Origin of the sequence: Bacillus thuringiensis (assembly GCF_001182785.1) — a bacterium.
GTDB lineage: Bacteria > Bacillota > Bacilli > Bacillales > Bacillaceae_G > Bacillus_A > Bacillus_A thuringiensis_S.
This window is the reverse complement of sequence record NZ_CP012099.1, coordinates 4758291-4778353: the sequence shown is the minus strand read 5'-3', so window position 1 is coordinate 4778353 and position 20063 is coordinate 4758291. Positions and strand designations below refer to the sequence as shown.

Below are 20063 nucleotides of genomic sequence, written 5' to 3'. Positions count from 1 at the left end.
CTCAGCTCAGCCTGGCTTTTACTGGATAAAAAATAACCGTAGCAATGCAGCTACGGTTATCTTTTTGTATTTGCTCGTTCTTTGCGTTCCCAAAGGCTTAAATGCATGTATGGATCGAAGGCCCATTCTGTATAGCCATTGTCTTTATATATGCCAAAATGTAAGTGGGGTGGGAATTTTCCGGCTGTACCAGGAGGGCCGTAACCGGTGCTACCAACAAATCCGATTACTTTTCCGGGCTCGACAATTTGTCCAAGCTGTATTTCTTTTGAGAACCCGCCTAAATGAGCGTAATAATGGTAATTGTTATGAAGGTCTCGAATACCGATGCGCCATCCACCAAGGCGGTTCCAGCCTTTTGTTTCAATAATGCCATAGCAAGTCGATCTTACTGGCACGCCATATCCGGCGAAAATATCGGTTCCTTCATGAACTCGTCTGCCGCCAAAACTTCTTCCAGCACCGAAAGTACTACGGTAGCTATGGTCACTACGGATCGGAAGAGGAAAAGCATTTCCTTCTAAATTAATACGTCCATAATGTTTATAAATTTGGGCGTATTCGCTAATTAAATCAACTGTTTTTGCACGTCTATAATATTCCCAGAGCATAATTTTAATACGGTCTTCTGAAGTTCCTTGTTTCCTTAAAATAGTCGCTGCGGTATGCAGAAGATCACGGTCGCTATTTGCATTTGCAAATCCATCTTTGTCACCATCTAAACCTATTCCGCCAAATAGAGAAATTGTATGGGGGAGAGTATCGTTGCTATTAATAGGTCCAGCCCATATTTCTGGTTTGAAATAAAGGGAAATGATGGCATCTGGTTTTTTTGGAATATCTTTTCTTACGCTCCGTATATTTCTTTCATATTGATCCATTGCAGCTAAGTAATACCATGGAATGCCTGAAGACTGCTCGGTTTCTTTATATAGTGCCATGCGCTTTTCATATATGCTTTGCTGATTATCTTCACCGTAAGCGATGTTTTGGTGGAGAAGAAAACAAATAGAAAGCAAAAGAGAAATTTTTCGAAGCATGAAATAGACTCCTTTCACAACATCACTCTTTTTAGTGTGGGATATACGGAGTATTTCATTATAGGGAACGATTGGAAAAAATCTTAGAATCTTCATTTGAGCAAATCGCTTTCATACGTTAGAATAGATATGTTACATTGAAAGAAGCGAACACGGTAAACTATTTCATATTGTGCGGAGTTGATAACCATGACAAAACAAACAGAATATAAGCGCAAGCCCGAATGGTTGAAAATTAAGTTAAACACGAATGAAAACTATACAGGCTTAAAGAAAATGATGCGTTCTAAAAATCTTCATACCGTTTGTGAAGAGGCAAAATGTCCGAATATTCATGAATGCTGGGCTGTAAGAAAAACAGCAACATTTATGATTTTAGGTGCGGTTTGTACACGTGCTTGTCGTTTTTGCGCGGTTAAAACAGGCTTACCAACTGAGCTTGATTTACAAGAACCAGAACGCGTAGCAGATTCAGTAGTACAAATGGGCTTAAAGCACGTTGTTATAACAGCGGTTGCACGTGATGATTTAAAGGACGGCGGAGCAGCTGTTTTTGCTGAAACAGTACGAGCAGTACGCCGTAAAAACCCATTCACGTCTATCGAAGTATTACCATCTGATATGGCTGGGGTAGAAGAAAACTTAAAAATGTTAATGGATGCAAAACCAGATATTTTAAACCATAACATTGAAACAGTACGTCGATTATCTAACCGAGTTCGCGCTAGAGCAAAATATGATCGTTCATTAGAGTTTTTACGTCGAGCAAAAGAAATGCAGCCTGATATTCCAACTAAATCGAGCATTATGGTCGGCTTAGGTGAAACAAGAGAAGATTTAATTGAAGCAATGGATGACTTACGTGCAAACAATGTGGATATTTTAACTCTTGGACAATATCTACAACCATCTAAGAAGCATTTACCAGTTATTAAATATTATCCACCAGCAGAATTTGCAGAGCTTAAAGAAATTGCACTTAGCAAAGGATTTAGCCACTGTGAAGCTGGCCCACTTGTGCGTTCTTCTTACCATGCGGACGAGCAAGTACGTTCTGCAAAAGAAAAAACAGCAGAAGCTAAATAATGAAAAAAGAGAGCTAACGATTAGCTCTCTTTTTGTTTGTACTCTAAAACGGTATTTGTACATGTTAATAAAATCTTTTTTAATTCTTCTGTGGATAATTCAATTGTAAATTCAGGTACACCAGGTGTAATTAAAATTTTATCGTACGTATAAACGGAACTGTCCACAATAATTGTTACTTCTTGTGAATAACCAAAAGGAGCTACACATCCTGGAGTACAGCCAGTTTCCATTCTTAGTTCATCAGGGGAACAGAGCGATAAGCGTTCTCCGGTTATTTCTTTCATTTCTCCTCGGTTAAGCCGAGTTCCTTCTAACGTAAAAAACACGTAAAAATTTCCAAATGCTGATTTTAAAAATAAGCTTTTACTTGGAGCACCTTGTAAGCCAAGTCTTTCACGTACAATCCGATCTGTCTCATAATCGAGTACCGGTTCGTGTTCGAATTTTTCATAAGAAACATTTGTTTTATGTAGTAGAGCAAGTACGTCTTCATACATATGAAATAATACCCCTTTCTATTGTTAGAACAGTCTCTTCTCGTGGCGTCAACTGAATGTTTTGGAAAGGGATATTACTTGGACGATGCTTCCCATAAGCGTGTTATGATACATTGTTCGTCGATTGTAATTTCGTAAATATCAGGATTCGTTAAAGTTCTCCATTCATTAAAGCCAATCGTATGATCAAAATGCTTTAAAATGAGCGTAAGTAAATTGCCGTGTGTAACAAGTAGTGTTGTCGTATGGTTTAACTGTAAAACGTCTTGAATAAGCGATATGGCACGGTCTGTTGCTTGTTTTGTTGACTCTCCGCCTGAAAAGGCAATATCTATGTTTGTAAAAGTGGATTCTAGTTTTTGCATCCAATCATCCATTGGAACGTTGCTCAATATGCGTTCAGTTAATCGTTCATCTTCTTGGATAGATAAGTTGGCTTGGAGCGCATAGGGCCGAATGGAATCGATAGCTCGGACAAATGGGCTTGAAATAATATGATCGATTTGTAGAGTATTTTCTAAGAGGAATGTAGCAAGGGTATTTGCTTGGTCTTTTCCATCGGTCGTTAATTCAGCATCACATTCTTGTCCAGTTGCTGAACAATGTCGTATTACAATAATTTTCTTCATAATTCATCCCCATCTTTCAAGTTGACGCTATATACTTCGACAAATGTGGAAATAATTCCTTTTTATTGGAAACAGCATATGGATTTAAATATGTGGAAAAGTAATGTGGATAATAAAAAATTGAGGTGCAATGATGAAAAAAATGATATGTATCGTAATCATTATTTGTTTTCTTGCGCAATTGTCCACAATATATGCAGAATCCAACCGAAAACTAAATTATCCAAGCAATCGAAATAAGTCATTTGTGAGTGAGGATGTTTTTTATAAACAGCTAGATAAGAAAATTTATAAAGAGTACAAAAATGCAGCATATAGTGTTCGTAAAAAAATTTCATTTAAAGAAGTGGCTGATGAGGAATTTTCTTTCTTACAAAAAACAGCAGTCGGTTGTCGAAGTAGAGTGGTGCTTCAAGATTTTTTTGTTCACCCTGATCGCCAAGTTTATTTTTTCGCTTCTTTTACTCAAAATGAAGTAGAAGAGTTTCATAGGTACATCGTTATAGATGCAGAAACAAAGAGGGAGTTGCGGGAGGGTAAAAGTTATCATCAGTGTGGTAATCCATATGAAAAATAAACCACCAATTGGTGGTTTATTTTTTACTCCGGTACACTCATTAATTTCTCTTTCATTTTGCGAATAAGAACGACAGCGCCAATTGTACAGAGAAGTGTAATTCCTTCGGCAACAAAGATGTTGATTGTTTTTGTTTGGTAAAGTGCCGCGAAAAAGTCTACAAATGCGTGGAATAGTATAGCGTATACTAGGAAGATGTATTTCTTCTGTTTTACTGCGTATAAAACAAGCATTGTAAAGGCGATTTGAAGCACGAGTGCCATAATTCTTTCTAAGCTACCAAGGAAGTATAAGTAGGCAGGTTGCTGAATTAGCATGTCCTGTAAAATGCTGAGCTCGGGTTTTTGTTCAATCAGTCGAGCGAAGCTACCATCGTTAATAGAATTAGCAAAGATTAATGCTTGTAATGCAGAAAAACCGCCAATTAAAATAGATTCAATTCCGCCGTGACCAATTCCATAAGCGAAGCCATCTTTATATTCTAGATATTTTTTTAGTAAGAAGAAGAAGGCAACGAAGCGTCCTAATTCTTCAAAAATACCAGCAGTCAATCCGCCATAAATTGCGAAGACAAACGGATTTTCTAAAAATGGAGCGATTGTTGGATTACCGCGCATAAATAGGTGGAATGGTGTTTCAAGAATTTGGGTAAATCCGATAAAGATAAGAACACCAACGCCGACCACTTTCCAATTAATATTATATTTTTTACGGAAATAAACGAGTACGATAATTGGGACCAGAATCGAGACAATGAGTTGAAAGATGATGCTGGCAATTACAGTATTTGAAACCATACTTTCACCGCTTTCTAATATATGTACATATCTATTATGCATGAAATATGGGAGAGATGAAACTTTTAGAAAGAAAATGAATTTACTTATTGACTCTAACGTTGCGTCATACTTTATCGTATGTACTAAGGGGGAGATACAAATGACAATGAGAGTAAAAGAAGTAGCTGATTTAGTTGGAATTAGTGTGCGCACACTGCATCATTACGATGAAATTGGGTTATTAACCCCAGACGAGACGACAGAGTCTGGATATCGTTTGTATTCCAATGAAAATTTAGAGACATTGCAGCAAATTTTGTTTTTTAAAGAGCTTGGCTTCCCTTTGAAGAAAATTAAAGAGATTATCATGAGTCCATCATTCGATCGCGAAGAGGCACTACAGCTTCATAAGAAAATGCTTCTTGAAAAGCGTTCCAGATTAGATAAGGTGATTGCGACGATTGATAAAACAATTCAGCATACAAAAGGAGAGATTGAAATGACGAATAAAGAGAAATTTGAAGGATTCGATTTCAGCCATAACCCATATGAAGAAGAAGCACGTGAAAGATGGGGAGACGCAGCTGTAGATAAAGCGAACGAATATGCAAAAGGTATGTCAAAAGAGAATCAAGAGGAGTTTAATGCTATTTATAGAAATTTAGCAACGCTTAGACACGATGCACCAGATTCTAAAGAAGCGCAGGCAGCTATCAAAGTATGGTACGATTACTTGCAAAACTTTAGTCACTATTCATTAGACGCTTTTAAGGGCCTCGGTCAAATGTACGTCGCTGATGATCGCTTTACGAAAAATATCGATAAGTTTGGCGAGGGGTTAGCGCAGTTTATGTGTGATGCGATGGAGGTTTATGCGGATCGTAATAAAAAATAAAAAGTAAAACAGGTGGAGATTTTCTCCACCTGTTTTACTTTTTAATCATGTCATTCAAAGTCTGATCCCCCGTATTGTTCAAATGAGGATTTTTACTCATTTCACGTTTTAACATATCGAGGCTTTGCGTATATTCTGTATCATTTAATGCGCCAGATTGAAGGCCTTGAATTTGGGAAATCAACTTTTGGTCTGTTGATACATATGCTTTATAATAGCGAGGGACGATGGACAAAGCGGTTTTATATACTTGATCTGCTACAAGTTTTGGATCCGTTGTGTTTGCGCGGTATACAACGAACACTTCATCATCAGTAACGAGTGTAGCAGCGTTTGTAACGTCAGGAAGTTTGACTGTCATGCTTGTAATCATTTCAGCGACCTTCTCGCGATTAATGGCCCCTACTTGCTTGTTAGATACTTCATGTTTTTGTTTAGAAGAATAACCGACTCTCGTGAGTCTTGTATTTGTATTTTCTGTATGATACATGTCGTTTTTATTGGAAACAAGAACACGGCTTCCTTCTTCGCGCTCCATTTCGGTTTTATTATTTGTTTGGCAGCCTGCAAATAAGGAAAGAGTGAGAAGGGAAAGTAAAATTTGTTTTTTCACGATGTATCACCTCCTTCTCCATAGCATGTACTAATTTGCAATTTTTTGTATTTGAAATTGTTGGTTGTTATGCTTTGTGATACGATAAAAAGAAGAATGCTTAGAGAGGAAGTTAATGATGGAGCAAAAGCAAGAGCAAGAGATTCATGCTACGGTGAGCATTAATAATGTTCAGTACGAAGTAATTAAAAACTTTCGTGACGGTTTTAGTGAAGAAGCATTTAAAGAGCGCTATGCAGAAATTTTAAATAAATATGATTATATCGTTGGAGACTGGGGATATGAGCAACTTAGATTGCGCGGATTCTTTGATGATAGTAACCAACGTGCGACATATGATACGAAAATTAGTACGTTAACGGAGTATTTATACGAGTACTGTAACTTCGGTTGTGCACACTTCGTATTACGAAAAGTGAAGAAATAAAAAAATCCTCTTACAATTGTAAGAGGATTTTTTACATATTCTCGCTTATAAACAAATCGAGATATGATCGCCTTCAGAAAGTATTGTATTTGGCTTCATTTGTTGTCCGTTCAATTGAATATCCCCATTTTTAATTTTATCCACAATGAGTGTACGGCTCCAGTCGGAAATATATGTGGATAAGGCTTTATCAATGCGGTGGGAACCGAAAACGATATCTAATACGATCGTGATTTCGGCTAAGCCACTTTCTTTATGTTGCGTAATGGAAATGGTAGTAGTTGTTTCTGGTTGATTATGCTGCGTCATATCGACTGTTTCAACGTGATCAGTAAATGATTTATAAATACGCAGTTTTTGATTCCACGTATGGTCTTTCGGACATTTATAAATGGCAAAGCGGTATATGTTTTTTCCGTTGGCGTTATGCCTACGAATATTTGTGTCGGTAAATAGGGTAGTACGTCTGCAATTTTTACAATATTTTTCGATTGTGTTTTGCTCGTTTTCATATAAACTCCAAGAAAGTTGTACTTTCTGCATTTTTCTTCACCTCTTATAGTAGTGGCAAAGAAACGTAATACAGCTATTTGGATGTTTTGTAGTATGAAGACATGAGAAATAGACAAAAATAAAAGGAGGTTCCCCAAAGAGGAACCTCCGTAAACATCATACTACAGATGCGTTACGTTCCTTTGTAATGGGAATGGGCAGACTACTCCCTTGAAAAAGCGAGGTGCTTTTTTGAGAGTAATGCTATCCGATTGCTGGTCCATTACAAAGTAAATGTTGGCATACGTAGATAACGTCCTTTCTATCCAAATAGATTTATTCTTAATTATAACATAGAAGATTGAAAATTCAAAACTCTTATAACGAAAAAACACCAGCTAAAATAGCTGGTGCATACGATAAATTATATAAGTTCAAATAAAAATGAGCGTAGTTCTTCTGCAATTTCTTCAGTCATAGAAAATGCGTGCTCTAAGTAGCCTGGTTCGTTTAAATCGTCAGCACCGATAATTGCAAATTTATTACTTTGCATATCAAGTACAATTGTTTTACCGTAATGACGATCGGAGTATAAAAGCGCTAAATCATGACGCTCATTTTCTCCCATAAAGCTAACGAAACGAGTTTTTGTAGCGACAGTGTCGTCGTACAGAAAGAAACGTTCTTCCATACACATGGCTCCTTTATTAAATATCTAAGTTTAAGTGTGGTTTATGATCTAAATGGTGATGCGTTTTAATGAATCGTACTGTTCTTGTTTTGTAACGCATTACGATAGAGTATGTTTCAGCTAAATCTCCGCCAAGGAATTTAACACCGTCTAATAACTCACCAGCAGATACACCAGTTGCTGAGAAGATTGCATCATCCCCAGATACTAAGTCATCTAACATAAGAAGTTGACGAGGGTCTTCTAATCCCATTTCACGACAACGAGCTTCTTCTTCTTCGTTCATTGGAACTAAGCGAGCTTGCATTTCACCTTCAAGGCACTTTAATGCTGCTGCAGAAATAACACCTTCTGGAGCTCCGCCAATACCTACGAATAAGTCGATACCCGTTCCAGGTAGTGCTGTTGCGATTGACGCACCAACATCACCGTCACCAAATAATTTTACGCGTGCACCTTTTGCACGAACACGGTCAATAATATCTTGATGACGTTCACGTTCTTGAACGATAACCGTTAGGTCACGAATCTTTTTATTGTTAGCTTCTGCTACAATTTCAATTGTTTTTTCAATTGGATCATCTAAGCTAATTTTACCAGCTGCTTTTGGACCAACCGCGATTTTTTCCATGTACATATCAGGAGCATGAAGAAGGTTCCCTTTGTCTGCGATTGCAATAACTGCCATTGCATTTGCAAGACCTTTTGCAACGATGTTTGTACCTTCTAATGGATCAACGGCGATATCTACTTCTGGACCGTTACCTGTTCCTAGTTCTTCACCAATATACAACATCGGTGCTTCATCAAGTTCTCCTTCACCAATTACAACTGTACCTGCCATGTTTACTGAATCGAACATATCACGCATTGCTGTAGTTGCTGCATCATCTGCTTCATTTTTCTTTCCGCGGCCCATCCACTGTGCGGATGCTAAGGCTGCTGCTTCTGTTACACGGACAATTTCTAGTGCGAGTTCACGTTCCAAGATTCCATTCCTCCAATTTCAAAAATCATACAAATATAACTATAACAAATAACGGAGAAAAGGTGAATTCGAAAAATTGTCGATTTTTTCAGAAGAAAGCGTTACAATTAAAATGTAAATGCTTTAATTTCCAGGTAGGTGACATTCATGTATTTTGTAGACAGAAAGAAAATAGAACAAATGCTAGTATGTTTAGAACGAGCAACAAGTACATTTCAAAAGAAAAAGATATATGAAACCGAGTTTGAATTTTACGCATTAGAGCGCATAGCCCATCTTATTATTGATACTGTATTAGATGTAGGAAATGCGATGATTGATGGATTTATTATGCGCGATCCAGGAAGCTATGAAGATATTATTGATATTTTAATGGACGAGCGAGTGATAAGTGAAGAAGATGGACAAGGGATGAAAGAAATTATCCTTCTTCGAAAAATGCTTACGCAAGATTATATTCAAATGAATCATGATGAATTATATAAGACGATTCAAAAACATATTGCAGTGGTAGAAAAGTACCCAGCAAATATTCGCAGTTATTTAGAAAAGGAATTAGGACCTGTATCTGCATTTGTACCAGAATAATTATGCTTATAAGATCCCCAGAGAATACCTTTTGGGGATCTTATATTGTATGTGAGAAAGAAAAGGGAGAAGGGTGAAGTATGGGGGAAGCACGTACTACGAAAGACGAGATTGTGCAATTGTTGAAAGTAAAGGGAGAGCACACAGTAGCTGAACTAGCTGACGTTTTAGAGATTACAGAAATGGCAATCAGAAGACATTTAAGTAATCTTGAGAAAGACGGACTTATTTATTCTAAGATGGTAAGGCAACATGTCGGAAGACCAACTTATTTGTATGGATTAAGTGAAAAGGGAGAAGATACATTCCCGAAAGAGTATAAGCAATTTGCGATTGATATGCTAGAAGATTTAGCTCGAATGGGCGATGAAAAAATACTTCATTACGTTTTAAAAGAGAGAACGAAGCGTATGGAAGAACAGTTGCAAAAGAGAGTAAGTAATCAAAAGAATTTAGCATATAAAGTGCAAGAGATAGCAGCTATGCAAGAGAGAAATGGTTATATGGTTCAAATAAAGAGAGACGGAGAGAATTCTTTCGTAATTGAAAAACAAAACTGTCCGTTAAAAGAAATTGCAGAAAGATTCCCGCAAGTATGTGAAGATGAAAAAGAGATGTATAAGCGTTTATTTACGAACGCAGATGTGAAAACGCTAGCAAACATGTGCGAGGGCGATTGTAGTTGTTCTTACCAAATAAAAGAGAAAAAATGAACGTTATGGGGCGCTTTAAGGTAAAGCGTTTTTTTCTTTTGGAAAAGCGGGTAATATAAAAGTGGTATGATAAGGTGAGAACGTTAGCATAGAAGGAGAGACATAATCGATGTATAAAGGTTACTTAATTGACTTAGACGGTACGATGTATCGCGGAGAAGAACAAATTGAAGAAGCAAGCGACTTCGTCAAAGCATTAGGAGAGCGCGGCATTCCATATTTATTCGTTACGAATAACTCAACTCGCAAACCAGAACAAGTGGCAGAAAAACTTGTTCGTTTCGATATTCCAGCGAAAGCGGAGCAAGTATTTACAACGAGTATGGCGACAGCGAACTTCATTTATGAACGTAAACAAGATGCAACTGTATATATGATTGGTGAAGAAGGCTTACACGATGCACTTGTGGAAAAAGGATTTGAACTTGTGGATGAAAATCCTGATTTCGTTGTTGTTGGTTTAGATCGTGACATCACATATGAAAAGTTAGCAAAAGCGTGTCTTGCTGTGCGTAACGGCGCAACGTTTATTTCCACAAATGGGGACATTGCCATCCCAACTGAGCGAGGATTATTACCAGGTAACGGTTCATTAACATCGGTTGTAGCAGTATCAACAGGTATGGATCCAATCTTTATCGGAAAACCAGAATCAATCATCATGGAACAAGCGTTAAAAGTTCTTGGTATAGGAAAAGATGAAGCATTAATGGTTGGGGATAACTACGATACAGACATTTTAGCGGGAGTAAATGCGGGCATGCATACTCTTCTTGTCCACACTGGAGTCACAACTGTGGAGAAGTTAACAGAATACGAAGTTCAACCGACGCAAGTTGTGCATAACTTGACGGAGTGGATTGAGAAGATGTAATGAAAAAAGCTGTTCCAAACTTTGGAACAGCTTTTTTATTCCTGCTATTTACAGACAGACCGATTGATATGGGCTAATAATCAGTTGTGACTAGTGTCGATTTTTGTCGGTAAGTCGATATATTTGAAAAATCGCCGATATAATCTGAGTTACGCCGATATATTTAGAAAATCGCTGATATAATTTTATTAGAATGCACGATTCACAACGTCTTTTACTTCTTCAAGATATTGTTTACGCACATCATTATCCACAGAAGGGACACTTGTATAGAATGTATGCTCAAGTGTTTCAATACCTGTAAATTCAAAAATACCAACATCCGCTGTTTTCTTCATTGCATCAAACATGCCGCCTGCTGTGTATGCTTCTTTCGTATTGCCCATTGTAGATAATAACAATCCTTTTTTACCGCTTAATAACTTTTCAATGCCGTTTTCACCGTAAGCATAAGCAAATCCGTGGCTAAATACACGGTCAACGTATCCTTTTAAAATAGCAGGAAGTCCCGCCCACCAAACTGGATAAATGAATGTAATGCTATCCGCCCAAGAGATATGCTCTTGCTCTTCTTTAATATCTTCTGGTGTGTTTCCTTGAGAAAATGAGATGAAATCGGAAGCGCCTAATACTGGATTGAAGTTTAATTCGTATAGATCGCGAACGCGTACTTCATGACCTTTTTCTTCTAATTCACTTTTTACCGTTTCTAAAATCGCATGGTTGAAGCTTTCTGTATTTGGATGTGCATAAACGATTACATGTTTCATTGTTCTTCCTCCTATTTGTGGATAAGTGAATAGTTATTTGTATATCTGTAACTATTATGGTTACTTGTATTACGGAAGTCAAGGAAGACATATGTATGTATAAAAAGACGCCCAAAATCGCCTTTCTATACCCCACTCATACAAAGAACAAAGAAAACAAATAAAATGATGACAATACCAATGCCGAAGTTAAATACGAGAGTACTATCCATATATGTAGCCTCCTTGTTTGAAAGTAAAAAGCACTCTAGTTAAGAGTGCTTTTTTATTTTGAATCTACTTCATAACTTTTAGAAAGTGATTTATTCGTGTAACGATTTACATTATTTTATGTATTTATACTTTGAAATGAGTAAGTCCTTGTGGAATATAGAAAAAAAGACACTCTTTCGAGTGTCTTTTAAGATGACAAAATGTGCCAATTGCTTGAGGTTGATAAGACGCTAATTTCCGTGTTAACGCCTTTTCTTTAATCAAGAAGTGTAGCAACAGCGATTCAAATAAATTGTACCATTTGTTTAATTGCGGTGCGTATGCAATTGTGCATATTATGACCGTGAGGTAGGTAATGAACTGTGAATAATTTGAAGTGATTTATTTACGATTTCTTCTGCGGCATATATGCCGATTGCGTCTGTTTTTAAAATATGGGATTGTAAGTTGTCATGCATTGCCCCTAATTCACCATGAAGTGGTGCGAAGGCATGGTTCGCCTTTTCAAGCATGCATAAATCAAGTAAAGAATCCCCAGCTGTAATAATCGTATCTATTTGCAAAATTTCTTTTATATATTGCACGGCGTCCCATTTGTTAATTGGTTTTGGTACAAAGTATAGCTTTCTACCTTGAAGTGAATGATTCCAGCCTTGTTTGTCTAACCAGGAAGTGAAGGATGATAATTCATCATAAGGAATGTTCTCTCGTTTAACGATGCAATAATGGAATAGATCATCAGCTGTTTTTTGTGATGTAACCCAATCTTTATGAGCTATTTGCCCAAATTCCTTTAGTATGTCGTTTCTCTCTATACATTCAAACGATAGTCTTTCTTTTACTATCCTGTTCCAAGTACCATCTTGTTTACCGTTATGAAGGATATTACCGCCGTTACTTGTAATGGCGTATTCGGGAATGATTTCGTCTTGGAATAAAGAAATACGCTGAAACTGCTCAATAGTTCTTGTTGTAACTGGGATGAAATGTGAGTGCAGTTGCAATTTTTTTAGTAGTGAAATGGTTTTATGTGATATGAAAGAAATTTCTTTCCCATCTAAAGTTTCAATGAGTTGAATTGATCCATCTTCTATAGGGGCACGAAACGATTTTCGGGAATAAATAAGCGTCTGATCAAGATCACTGGCGAAAATCATATCGTTTCCCTCTTAAGAGGCTTAATGAGCCCGCAACATGAATAAGCCATATTCTCATAGATTTCAATAGGGACATTCTTTTCTTTAGCAAGAAGTAAAATATGCTTTAAATCGGGATTGTTTTGCTTACGTATTAAAATTTTCCACGGTATTCTCCGGAGTAATACGCGAGTTGTTTCACCGACTCCTGGTTTAATTAAGTTAATATCGTCAATTTCAAAGTGATTTTGGATAGACTGTATATCTTTTAATCCTTGCCAAGAGGGATCCGTGTAAGTTGAAGCAATATAACGTAATTGATTATCTATATGAGAATGAACAGAAGGGAATAAATCTGTTACCTCATCAATGAAGAAATTTGATAAATCTTCTTGTTCTAGCTCTTTATAATATTTAACACCATGAAAATCATTTGGACCGATATAGGTGTCATTTAGTACAGTGCGGCTAATTAGTCCAGAGACGGTTGCATTTAAGCAAGCGCTAGGAATAAGGAAATCTTCACGTGTACCGTAAATTGAAGTACAGTAACCGGGATCAGCAAGCACAGCCATACAATGAGAAATGTGTGTATTATTTCGTTCGTTAAATGTGTGTACTGCATATTCTAATTCTTTTTTTATTGCACCTTTCCCAGTCCACCCATCAATGAATTGAATTGTTTCTTTAGGGTGATGTTCCAAAATATAATGGAGTGCATTTTCATCAATACCGCGTCCGCGAACAATAGAAATACAATAGTGAGGTACATCAAGGTTGTATTGATAGCGTATGTAGCGTTTTATAAGAATGCCAATAGGTGTACCAGCACGAGCTAATGAAACGAGGACAAGGTTAGTTCCTTTAGTCTGTATAATTTGTTCGGCGACAACTCCAACAGCGATGGCTAGTTTGTGTTTGTATTGTTGCAGGGAAAAAAAGAATAAATCCATATACGCTTTAGATGGTTTATATTCCATTGGTAACATTTCGGAATAATGTGTGCCAGCTTGAATTGCTTGTTCTCTAGTTTCCGTGGAGCTTTCTTTCATTAAATCACTAATATCTTTTAATAGAAAAATAGCATCATTTGGATTGTAACTACTAATATGAGAATTTACTTTTACCATAATTATCAACCTTCCTTTTCTATGCTATTTGAAAATGAGACGATATGAATAAAGGGAATAACTGTTTGTAACTGCTGTAGAAGTGGAGATAGGGCTTCTTCTCCTAAATCACGTTCAATAAAAACAAATACTTCATCGTAATCATAAGGTGAAATATTATAGAAGTAATTTGTAATAGTAGAATCTTCAGGACTTGGATATGAGAAATGATTATGAATGGCGTAGTTCACATCATTTGAAACAGGATGGATAGGGCTTCGTGTTGTAGATTGATATAAAATATTTTCGCCCATTTCAGCAGCAATTTTCATTGGGATATACATAAATTCACCCGTTCCGAGACAAAGTGTTCGTTTTCCAATTCTTTCTCTATTTAAAGTTCTTCCTGCTTCTTGAGCGAAAGAATGAATGTGCTTTTGTTCATATGCTGAAATGCCGAATCGCCCAGTATATTTTATATAATTTGATGTATAGGGTGATGTTGGGCAGGTAAGGGTATGCTTTTTGAAATCAGGTTTTGTTTCTTTAATTTGAATATCTGTTTTTGCAATATTTAATGGTTGGCCAGTTGTATGAATACTGCCTTCTAATAAAGAAATAACATGAATCTTAATTTGAAGTTCTTCTTCTAATTGTTTAAATTGTTTTCTATTAGTATGAGAACGCCAGTCTAATAAAGAAGCAATTATATATTCTTCTCTTGGGAATTTATTTTGAATAGATCTAATAATATTTAATGCTGTTTTTCCTGTTGTCATCTCATCATCTACGAGAACAATTGGATTGTTGTTTTGAAAAAAACTTTCATCTACATAACAACGGTGCGATGTTGCATGAGAATGTTCTTCCTCAAATGTAATGACAGATTCTAGGTTGGGTATCGATTCCCTAGTTGTATGCACATACTTTGCATTTTGAAAGCATTGAAACATAGAATGACCAAGTGCTGTCGCTGTTTCAGCGAATCCGATGAACAAAACTTCTTCTTGCAGAGGATATTGATAACGAGATACTTCCTCTGGGATTTCATCAATTTCTAATGAAATGAGATTTAAAATTTCTTTTTGAAATGGATGAGAAGTATTATGTAGCATTTCCATATATCTTGCAGCGAGAGCAAATCCACTTGATAGAGAGACTGCAGGTTTAATAGGAAGATGCTTTCCAAGGATTGTACTCACAAATAAAAAACTACGTTTCTTATTTATTCTCGCAGCCATTTGAAACAGATTGTCTAGCGCTAAGTTATATGGATTATCACGTACTTCTACATGAACTTGTATATTATTTAAAACGTTATACGTGTTGCTTTGCGTTTGTAATAAGGAGATCGGTAAATTGTTTGTTTTCATGTAGCACCCCGTAAATATTAGATTTTAAAATGGTCTTGCGAGCCCAGCCATAATGTGGCTTTACTTCATTCATTTTGTTAGAAAAACTACTTTTTAGCACTCCATTATACGTATCTGCATTTTGTAAAATTGATCTCGCATCTAAATAATCTTCCATTGTGACAATATGCATTGCCTGTACAACTTTAATATGAGATGGGTGAATAACTGTCTTACCGATTAAGCCATTTGCATGGTCGAGTGATACCTCTTGGATGAGCCCTTCTTCATAATCATTAGAAAAATATTCCCATACACATCCTGAAATAATATATTCATTTGTTGCCCTTGAGAAAACGTTAATAATGTCCGAAATACAATCACGAACAACAGTAATATGATAGATAGGTGTGTATTTATTACGCCGAATACTAAATATACTTGAAAAGTCAGTAGCACCAATACGTACATTTAAGATGTGATCACGATAGGAATCTAGTAAATCCTTTATTTGTAATAATGATTCTATCCGTGTTTCTTTATACATAATTTCTGGTGATTCTAAAATCGGCATTCCATAAAGTGATAATGAGTATAACTCGTTTATATATGCAAGCTGATCGATATAAGCTTTTCCATTAATCGGTGTGAATTTTGGAAAGACAAAACCACATAAACAATGAACAGCACTACCTAATTCAGTAACAATTGTCTTCATTTGACTTGGCTGTCGAACTCTAATAAAAAGAAGTGGGATGTTTGCTTGATTTAGTATGTTGGCACTGACTAAGTTGGCGATTTGCTGTATTTGAACGACGATGTTTTGCTCTGCAAGTTTTACTTCCTCATCGCTGATAGCGTCTTCTAGACAAAGAATAATTGAGGTAGCATCCACATGTTTCTTTCTAATTATATCTTCCGCAATCGTTTCTTTCGTGCCAGGAGTATATAGTGTAGCGCCTAGTGCGTAAGCTAGTTGTTCTTTCCCTATATTTTTTGAAAAACTAAGAGGTTCTTTATAGAAAAAATTTTGCCGTTCTTCTAAGGAGAGGTAAGAAAAGTAATTCACATTGTCACCACCTTATTCGTAATGATTCTGTTTAATCGTAACATAATAAGAAAAATCTTCCATTAAAATGAAGTGATAAATTAAAAAAACATATTGAGAAAGATGAATTATAAGATGAATATCGAATATTGTTAATAGAAATATAATAGGGGGAAAGAGAAAGTGGATATACATAAGTTAACAGAGGAAGAAGCAAATGAGATAAATATGTGGGCGTACGAGGAACCATATAATTTATATAGTTTTTCAGGCGAGAAAGAAGTAATAAAAGAATTATTAGATGGAACTTATTATGGCTGTTGTGACGATCAAGGAGAGTTCATCGGCTATTTTTGTTTTGGAGAAAATGCACAAGTACCAGGTGGAAGAGATGCTAATTTATATGGTGGAGAAGATGTGATTGATATCGGACTTGGTATGAAGCCGGCGTTAACTGGGAAAGGAATGGGAAAAGAATTTTTCCAAGCTGGAATAGCGTTTGCTGCTAAGGAATTTAATTCGAAAATGTTTCGATTAAGTGTAGCAACATTTAATACAAGAGCGATTACGCTATATAAAAATATCGGATTTAAGCAAGGGCCTATTTTTTTGAGTCGTGGAAGAGAATTTATGCTTATGGAATACGAAAGGCCGTCAGCATGAAACTGACGGCCTAGAAAACATTATTACTCTGAGTGCTCAGATCGGTGCGCTAAACGGCTTGATGCAGCGGCAGCGATTCCGCCAACGATATCATCAAGGAACGTGTGCACCTTTCCAGTTGATTTATCATTTAAGTATTCTAAAATACCAGGTTTTAATTTATCGATATATCCAAAGTTCGTGAAACCGATAGATCCGTATACATTCACGATAGAAAGTGCGATAACTTCATCAATTCCGTATAAGCCTTCATCACGTTTTACGATATCTTGTAACGGCGCACTTAGCATTCCCTTTTCAGCAAGGACATCAAGTTCGATACCAGTAATCAGTGCGTTTTGTACTTCACGTTTTGATAGTACACGTTCTACATTGTAACGGCATTCTGACATCTCTAAATTTGGATGATATTTTTTTTGAAGAAAATGAACAAGTTCAGCAATATCGTCAATTGTTACACCGCGTTCTTGTAATAGTTGTAATGCTCTTTCTTGTAGTTGATTTGATTCTTTCATGTTTATCACCTTTTTTTCTTTTTAGTATTTGTATACGTTTCGTTGCTTTATCATGTGCATAGGAATGAAAGGCGAGCACAAGCTCATATATATATAGAAAAACCATAGGTGGCGACTGCGATGATTCATCATATTTATGAGCATTATCACATGCATGTTAAAGAATTAATCCCCCTTGGCCCCTATAAAAGCTTTTGGATTCGCAACAAAATTTATGTACTTGTTCCAATTGGAGAAATGGAGGAAGAAGTACTTGTAGAGATGAAAAAGCTCAGTGATTATATGAACCAGCAAGGGGATATAACTGTAGCGACTTTCGTTCCGACTATACACGGCTACTATGTAAGTGAGATAGAAGAACAAAATTACTGCTTATTAAAAGGTATGCGCACGTTAGAACGACATGCTATGTCATTAGGAAGTGAGCTTTCTATCTTCCATAAACGAGGTGCATTCTTTCCAGAAGAAATTGAGCAATTAAGCCGTATTGGTGAATGGAAAGCGTTATGGGAAAAAAGGCTCGATCAATTAGAAAAGTTTTGGCAATCACAAGTGATGAACCACCCTTCAGATGTATTCGATCAATTGTTTATTGAATCCTTCCCGTATTACTTAGGAGTTGCAGAAAATGCAATTCAATATGTTGTCGATACAGAAATGGATGATACGCCGCAACTAACGGATGCAGCAACAATTTGCCAAGAACGATTCACACCTTTATTATGGCATCAAACGAAGCGGCTCAAACTTCCTTTTGATTGGGTGTATGATCACCCGAGTCGAGATATTGCAGAATGGATCCGCCATATGATGATAGAAAAAAAGAAAGACTGGGAGCAAACAATTGTTCAATTTGTTACAGATTATGAACGTAATTATTCGCTATCCTCATTTGGTTGGCGCTTATTATTTGCAAGGCTCCTGTTCCCGCTTCACTATTTTGAAACGGTCGAACGATATTACCAAACTGGAAACGAAGAACAAAAAAGCATATATAGAGATCGCTTAGAAGCCATTTTACACGATGTGAACCGCTCAGAGCAATTTATGAAGCACTTTTATGGCTCACTTCGTTTACCAGTAGATAAGCTTGGGATTAGAAAATTAGATTGGTTATCTTAAAAATATAAAAAAGAGACCGAGTGAGGTCTCTTTTTTATATACCACAATTTTATGTAATACATTATGCCCCTACCTGTTGGTCTGTACATATATTTAAAACAAATTGATGCTTTTCGAGTTTTTCATTTACTTTACCTAATAATTCTTGCTGGATTTCTTTAAATAAAAATTGATAGCTTGTATTCCATGTTGGTATAACGGATGAAAGGCCTAATAAATACTCTTTTTTCTTTTCTAGTTCTTGAATTGTTACAAAAGTGTTCCCCATTTTTGGCATCTGTCGTCCCCCTATGTTTTTTTACTGTATATGTGTGAACGATTCACTATATAGTATTAATTATCGCATTTTTTGAGAGGGATTTCCAATTTTGTTTTATGATGTTAAAGCGGAATAGTTATGTGAATAAAAAAAGAGACCGAAATTGGTCTCTTTTTAGGAAGCGGCTCTGAACGAGCCGCTTCTGCTTTTAGATTAAAATACTTGTTCTACTTCGATAACGCCTGGTACTTCTTCAAGTAACGCGCGCTCGATACCAGCTTTTAGTGTGATTGTAGAACTTGGGCAGCTTCCGCATGCACCCATAAGGCGTAGTTTTACGATACCTTCTTCAATGTCTACTAATTCAACGTCTCCGCCATCGCGAAGTAAGAATGGACGTAATTTATCTAATACTTCTAGTACTTGTTCTTGCATATGTGGGTTTTCCATTTTTATCGACTCCTTTCATCAGTTTTATTATAATCAAGATAGAGGGGAAAATCTATTTTTTCTCTTCTTGTTTTATTGTCGAAATATTTTATCGTGTTTTTTCAGTATAGGGGTATGGAATAAGTTTGTAAAATGATGTGCTTATGTAATAAGACATCTGAATATGCTGTTGAAACAAGAGGTGGGGGAGAAGAAATGGTTAATGTTCAAGTGTATGGGACGAAAGTAATTTGTGCGAGCTGCGTTGGAATGCCATCTTCAACAGAAACGTTTGAGTGGCTACAAGCGGCGATTGGTCGTAAATATGAAGGACAAGAAAATAAATTTAATTTCGAGTATATTGATTTTCAAGAAGAACAAGAAGATGAAGATAAGAAAGCATTCGCAGAGCGCGTAGTGGAAGAAGATTTATTTTATCCGGTCGTTCTTGTAAATGGAGAAATTGTTGGAGAAGGAAATCCTCGTTTGAAGGATGTTTACGAAGAAATCGAGAAATATTTATAAAACAAGAAGTCTTTGCGAATTTGCAAAGGC

Annotated in this window: 26 protein-coding genes; 10 read left to right on the top strand and 16 right to left on the bottom strand. The window is 36.4% G+C overall.

Annotated elements, in window-relative coordinates; all coding sequences use genetic code 11:
• Positions 1 to 56: 56 nt before the first annotated feature.
• Positions 57 to 1040: a M23 family metallopeptidase gene (locus AC241_RS24780; protein WP_016079836.1), complete on the bottom strand. Its 984-nt coding sequence runs from the start codon at positions 1038 to 1040 to the stop codon at positions 57 to 59.
• A 189-nt stretch (positions 1041 to 1229) separates the two neighbouring features.
• Between AC241_RS24780 and lipA the strand changes: the two genes are divergently transcribed.
• Positions 1230 to 2126 carry a lipoyl synthase gene (lipA, locus tag AC241_RS24775; protein ID WP_000166367.1) on the top strand — a complete coding sequence of 299 codons (897 nt, stop codon included), beginning with the start codon at positions 1230 to 1232 and terminating at the stop codon, positions 2124 to 2126.
• A 20-nt stretch (positions 2127 to 2146) separates the two neighbouring features.
• Here the strand turns inward: lipA and AC241_RS24770 are convergent, their stop codons facing one another.
• Positions 2147 to 2626, bottom strand: a complete 480-nt coding sequence (locus tag AC241_RS24770) for a YbaK/EbsC family protein (protein ID WP_029443528.1) — start codon at positions 2624 to 2626, stop codon at positions 2147 to 2149.
• 74 nt (positions 2627 to 2700) lie between these two features.
• Positions 2701 to 3255, bottom strand: a complete 555-nt coding sequence (locus AC241_RS24765; RefSeq protein ID WP_029443527.1) for a histidine phosphatase family protein — start codon at positions 3253 to 3255, stop codon at positions 2701 to 2703.
• 133 nt (positions 3256 to 3388) lie between these two features.
• Between AC241_RS24765 and AC241_RS24760 the strand changes: the two genes are divergently transcribed.
• Positions 3389 to 3832, top strand: coding sequence for a hypothetical protein (locus AC241_RS24760; protein WP_050844667.1), 444 nt, complete (start codon positions 3389 to 3391; stop codon positions 3830 to 3832).
• A 23-nt stretch (positions 3833 to 3855) separates the two neighbouring features.
• Here AC241_RS24760 and AC241_RS24755 read toward each other — a convergent pair whose 3' ends face one another.
• On the bottom strand, positions 3856 to 4671 hold the full coding sequence (locus tag AC241_RS24755) for a YhfC family intramembrane metalloprotease (RefSeq protein ID WP_016079840.1): 816 nt from the start codon (positions 4669 to 4671) through the stop codon (positions 3856 to 3858).
• 100 nt (positions 4672 to 4771) lie between these two features.
• Between AC241_RS24755 and AC241_RS24750 the strand changes: the two genes are divergently transcribed.
• Positions 4772 to 5506 (top strand): MerR family transcriptional regulator, encoded by a 735-nt coding sequence (locus AC241_RS24750; RefSeq protein ID WP_043935766.1) that lies wholly within the window; start codon positions 4772 to 4774, stop codon positions 5504 to 5506.
• A gap of 34 nt (positions 5507 to 5540) precedes the next feature.
• On the opposite strand, the gene AC241_RS24745 is transcribed toward AC241_RS24750, so the two are convergent.
• Complete coding sequence (locus tag AC241_RS24745; RefSeq protein ID WP_050844666.1) at positions 5541 to 6119, bottom strand: YhcN/YlaJ family sporulation lipoprotein; 579 nt, start codon at positions 6117 to 6119, stop codon at positions 5541 to 5543.
• Positions 6120 to 6234: 115 nt separating this feature from the next.
• On the opposite strand from AC241_RS24745, the gene AC241_RS24740 reads away from it, so the two are divergent.
• On the top strand, positions 6235 to 6546 hold the full coding sequence (locus tag AC241_RS24740) for a YutD family protein (RefSeq protein ID WP_000970508.1): 312 nt from the start codon (positions 6235 to 6237) through the stop codon (positions 6544 to 6546).
• Positions 6547 to 6591: 45 nt separating this feature from the next.
• Here AC241_RS24740 and AC241_RS24735 read toward each other — a convergent pair whose 3' ends face one another.
• The 3 genes from AC241_RS24735 to glpX all read right to left on the bottom strand — a co-directional run bounded on the left by AC241_RS24735 (position 6592) and on the right by glpX (position 8717).
• Positions 6592 to 7089: a cytoplasmic protein gene (locus tag AC241_RS24735; protein ID WP_050844665.1), complete on the bottom strand. Its 498-nt coding sequence runs from the start codon at positions 7087 to 7089 to the stop codon at positions 6592 to 6594.
• A gap of 373 nt (positions 7090 to 7462) precedes the next feature.
• Complete coding sequence (locus AC241_RS24725) at positions 7463 to 7729, bottom strand: DUF3055 domain-containing protein (protein WP_000392611.1); 267 nt, start codon at positions 7727 to 7729, stop codon at positions 7463 to 7465.
• A gap of 16 nt (positions 7730 to 7745) precedes the next feature.
• Positions 7746 to 8717 (bottom strand): class II fructose-bisphosphatase, encoded by a 972-nt coding sequence (gene glpX, locus AC241_RS24720; protein WP_000439090.1) that lies wholly within the window; start codon positions 8715 to 8717, stop codon positions 7746 to 7748.
• A gap of 147 nt (positions 8718 to 8864) precedes the next feature.
• On the opposite strand from glpX, the gene AC241_RS24715 reads away from it, so the two are divergent.
• The 3 genes from AC241_RS24715 (at position 8865) to AC241_RS24705 (ending at position 10892) form a co-directional block, all read left to right on the top strand.
• Positions 8865 to 9305 (top strand): DUF86 domain-containing protein, encoded by a 441-nt coding sequence (locus AC241_RS24715; RefSeq protein ID WP_016079844.1) that lies wholly within the window; start codon positions 8865 to 8867, stop codon positions 9303 to 9305.
• 80 nt (positions 9306 to 9385) lie between these two features.
• A complete protein-coding gene (locus tag AC241_RS24710; RefSeq protein ID WP_016079845.1) occupies positions 9386 to 10018 on the top strand; it encodes a helix-turn-helix transcriptional regulator in 633 nt (210 codons plus the stop codon).
• A gap of 109 nt (positions 10019 to 10127) precedes the next feature.
• A complete protein-coding gene (locus AC241_RS24705) occupies positions 10128 to 10892 on the top strand; it encodes a TIGR01457 family HAD-type hydrolase (protein ID WP_050844664.1) in 765 nt (254 codons plus the stop codon).
• 188 nt (positions 10893 to 11080) lie between these two features.
• Here AC241_RS24705 and AC241_RS24700 read toward each other — a convergent pair whose 3' ends face one another.
• The 5 genes from AC241_RS24700 to AC241_RS24680 form a co-directional block, all read right to left on the bottom strand.
• Complete coding sequence (locus tag AC241_RS24700; protein WP_050844663.1) at positions 11081 to 11662, bottom strand: NAD(P)H-dependent oxidoreductase; 582 nt, start codon at positions 11660 to 11662, stop codon at positions 11081 to 11083.
• A 548-nt stretch (positions 11663 to 12210) separates the two neighbouring features.
• On the bottom strand, positions 12211 to 13032 hold the full coding sequence (locus tag AC241_RS34385) for an HAD family hydrolase (RefSeq protein WP_050844662.1): 822 nt from the start codon (positions 13030 to 13032) through the stop codon (positions 12211 to 12213).
• A complete protein-coding gene (locus AC241_RS24690) occupies positions 13029 to 14141 on the bottom strand; it encodes a cysteine protease StiP family protein (protein ID WP_043935763.1) in 1113 nt (370 codons plus the stop codon). Before AC241_RS24690 ends, AC241_RS34385 begins: the two co-directional genes overlap by 4 nt.
• A 5-nt stretch (positions 14142 to 14146) precedes the next feature.
• Positions 14147 to 15493 carry a phosphoribosyltransferase family protein gene (locus AC241_RS24685; RefSeq protein ID WP_042969147.1) on the bottom strand — a complete coding sequence of 449 codons (1347 nt, stop codon included), beginning with the start codon at positions 15491 to 15493 and terminating at the stop codon, positions 14147 to 14149.
• Entirely contained in the window at positions 15438 to 16541 is a 1104-nt protein-coding gene (locus AC241_RS24680) for an HpcH/HpaI aldolase/citrate lyase family protein (RefSeq protein ID WP_043935762.1), read from the bottom strand. The genes AC241_RS24685 and AC241_RS24680 overlap by 56 nt, the downstream gene beginning before the upstream one ends.
• A gap of 162 nt (positions 16542 to 16703) precedes the next feature.
• On the opposite strand from AC241_RS24680, the gene AC241_RS24675 reads away from it, so the two are divergent.
• Positions 16704 to 17183: a GNAT family N-acetyltransferase gene (locus AC241_RS24675; RefSeq protein WP_016079851.1), complete on the top strand. Its 480-nt coding sequence runs from the start codon at positions 16704 to 16706 to the stop codon at positions 17181 to 17183.
• Between the two features lie 23 nt (positions 17184 to 17206).
• On the opposite strand, the gene AC241_RS24670 is transcribed toward AC241_RS24675, so the two are convergent.
• On the bottom strand, positions 17207 to 17698 hold the full coding sequence (locus AC241_RS24670) for a phosphatidylglycerophosphatase A family protein (RefSeq protein ID WP_016079852.1): 492 nt from the start codon (positions 17696 to 17698) through the stop codon (positions 17207 to 17209).
• A 120-nt stretch (positions 17699 to 17818) separates the two neighbouring features.
• On the opposite strand from AC241_RS24670, the gene yutH reads away from it, so the two are divergent.
• Positions 17819 to 18820 (top strand): spore coat putative kinase YutH, encoded by a 1002-nt coding sequence (yutH, locus tag AC241_RS24665; RefSeq protein ID WP_016079853.1) that lies wholly within the window; start codon positions 17819 to 17821, stop codon positions 18818 to 18820.
• 61 nt (positions 18821 to 18881) lie between these two features.
• On the opposite strand, the gene AC241_RS24660 is transcribed toward yutH, so the two are convergent.
• The gene (locus AC241_RS24660) at positions 18882 to 19097 is read right to left on the bottom strand and encodes a hypothetical protein (RefSeq protein WP_050844661.1); all 216 of its coding nucleotides are present in this window, start codon (positions 19095 to 19097) and stop codon (positions 18882 to 18884) included.
• Positions 19098 to 19292: 195 nt separating this feature from the next.
• Entirely contained in the window at positions 19293 to 19529 is a 237-nt protein-coding gene (locus tag AC241_RS24655) for a NifU family protein (RefSeq protein ID WP_000431159.1), read from the bottom strand.
• Between the two features lie 195 nt (positions 19530 to 19724).
• Between AC241_RS24655 and AC241_RS24650 the strand changes: the two genes are divergently transcribed.
• Positions 19725 to 20033, top strand: a complete 309-nt coding sequence (locus AC241_RS24650; RefSeq protein ID WP_000248590.1) for a YuzD family protein — start codon at positions 19725 to 19727, stop codon at positions 20031 to 20033.
• The last annotated feature ends 30 nt before the right edge of the window (positions 20034 to 20063 follow it).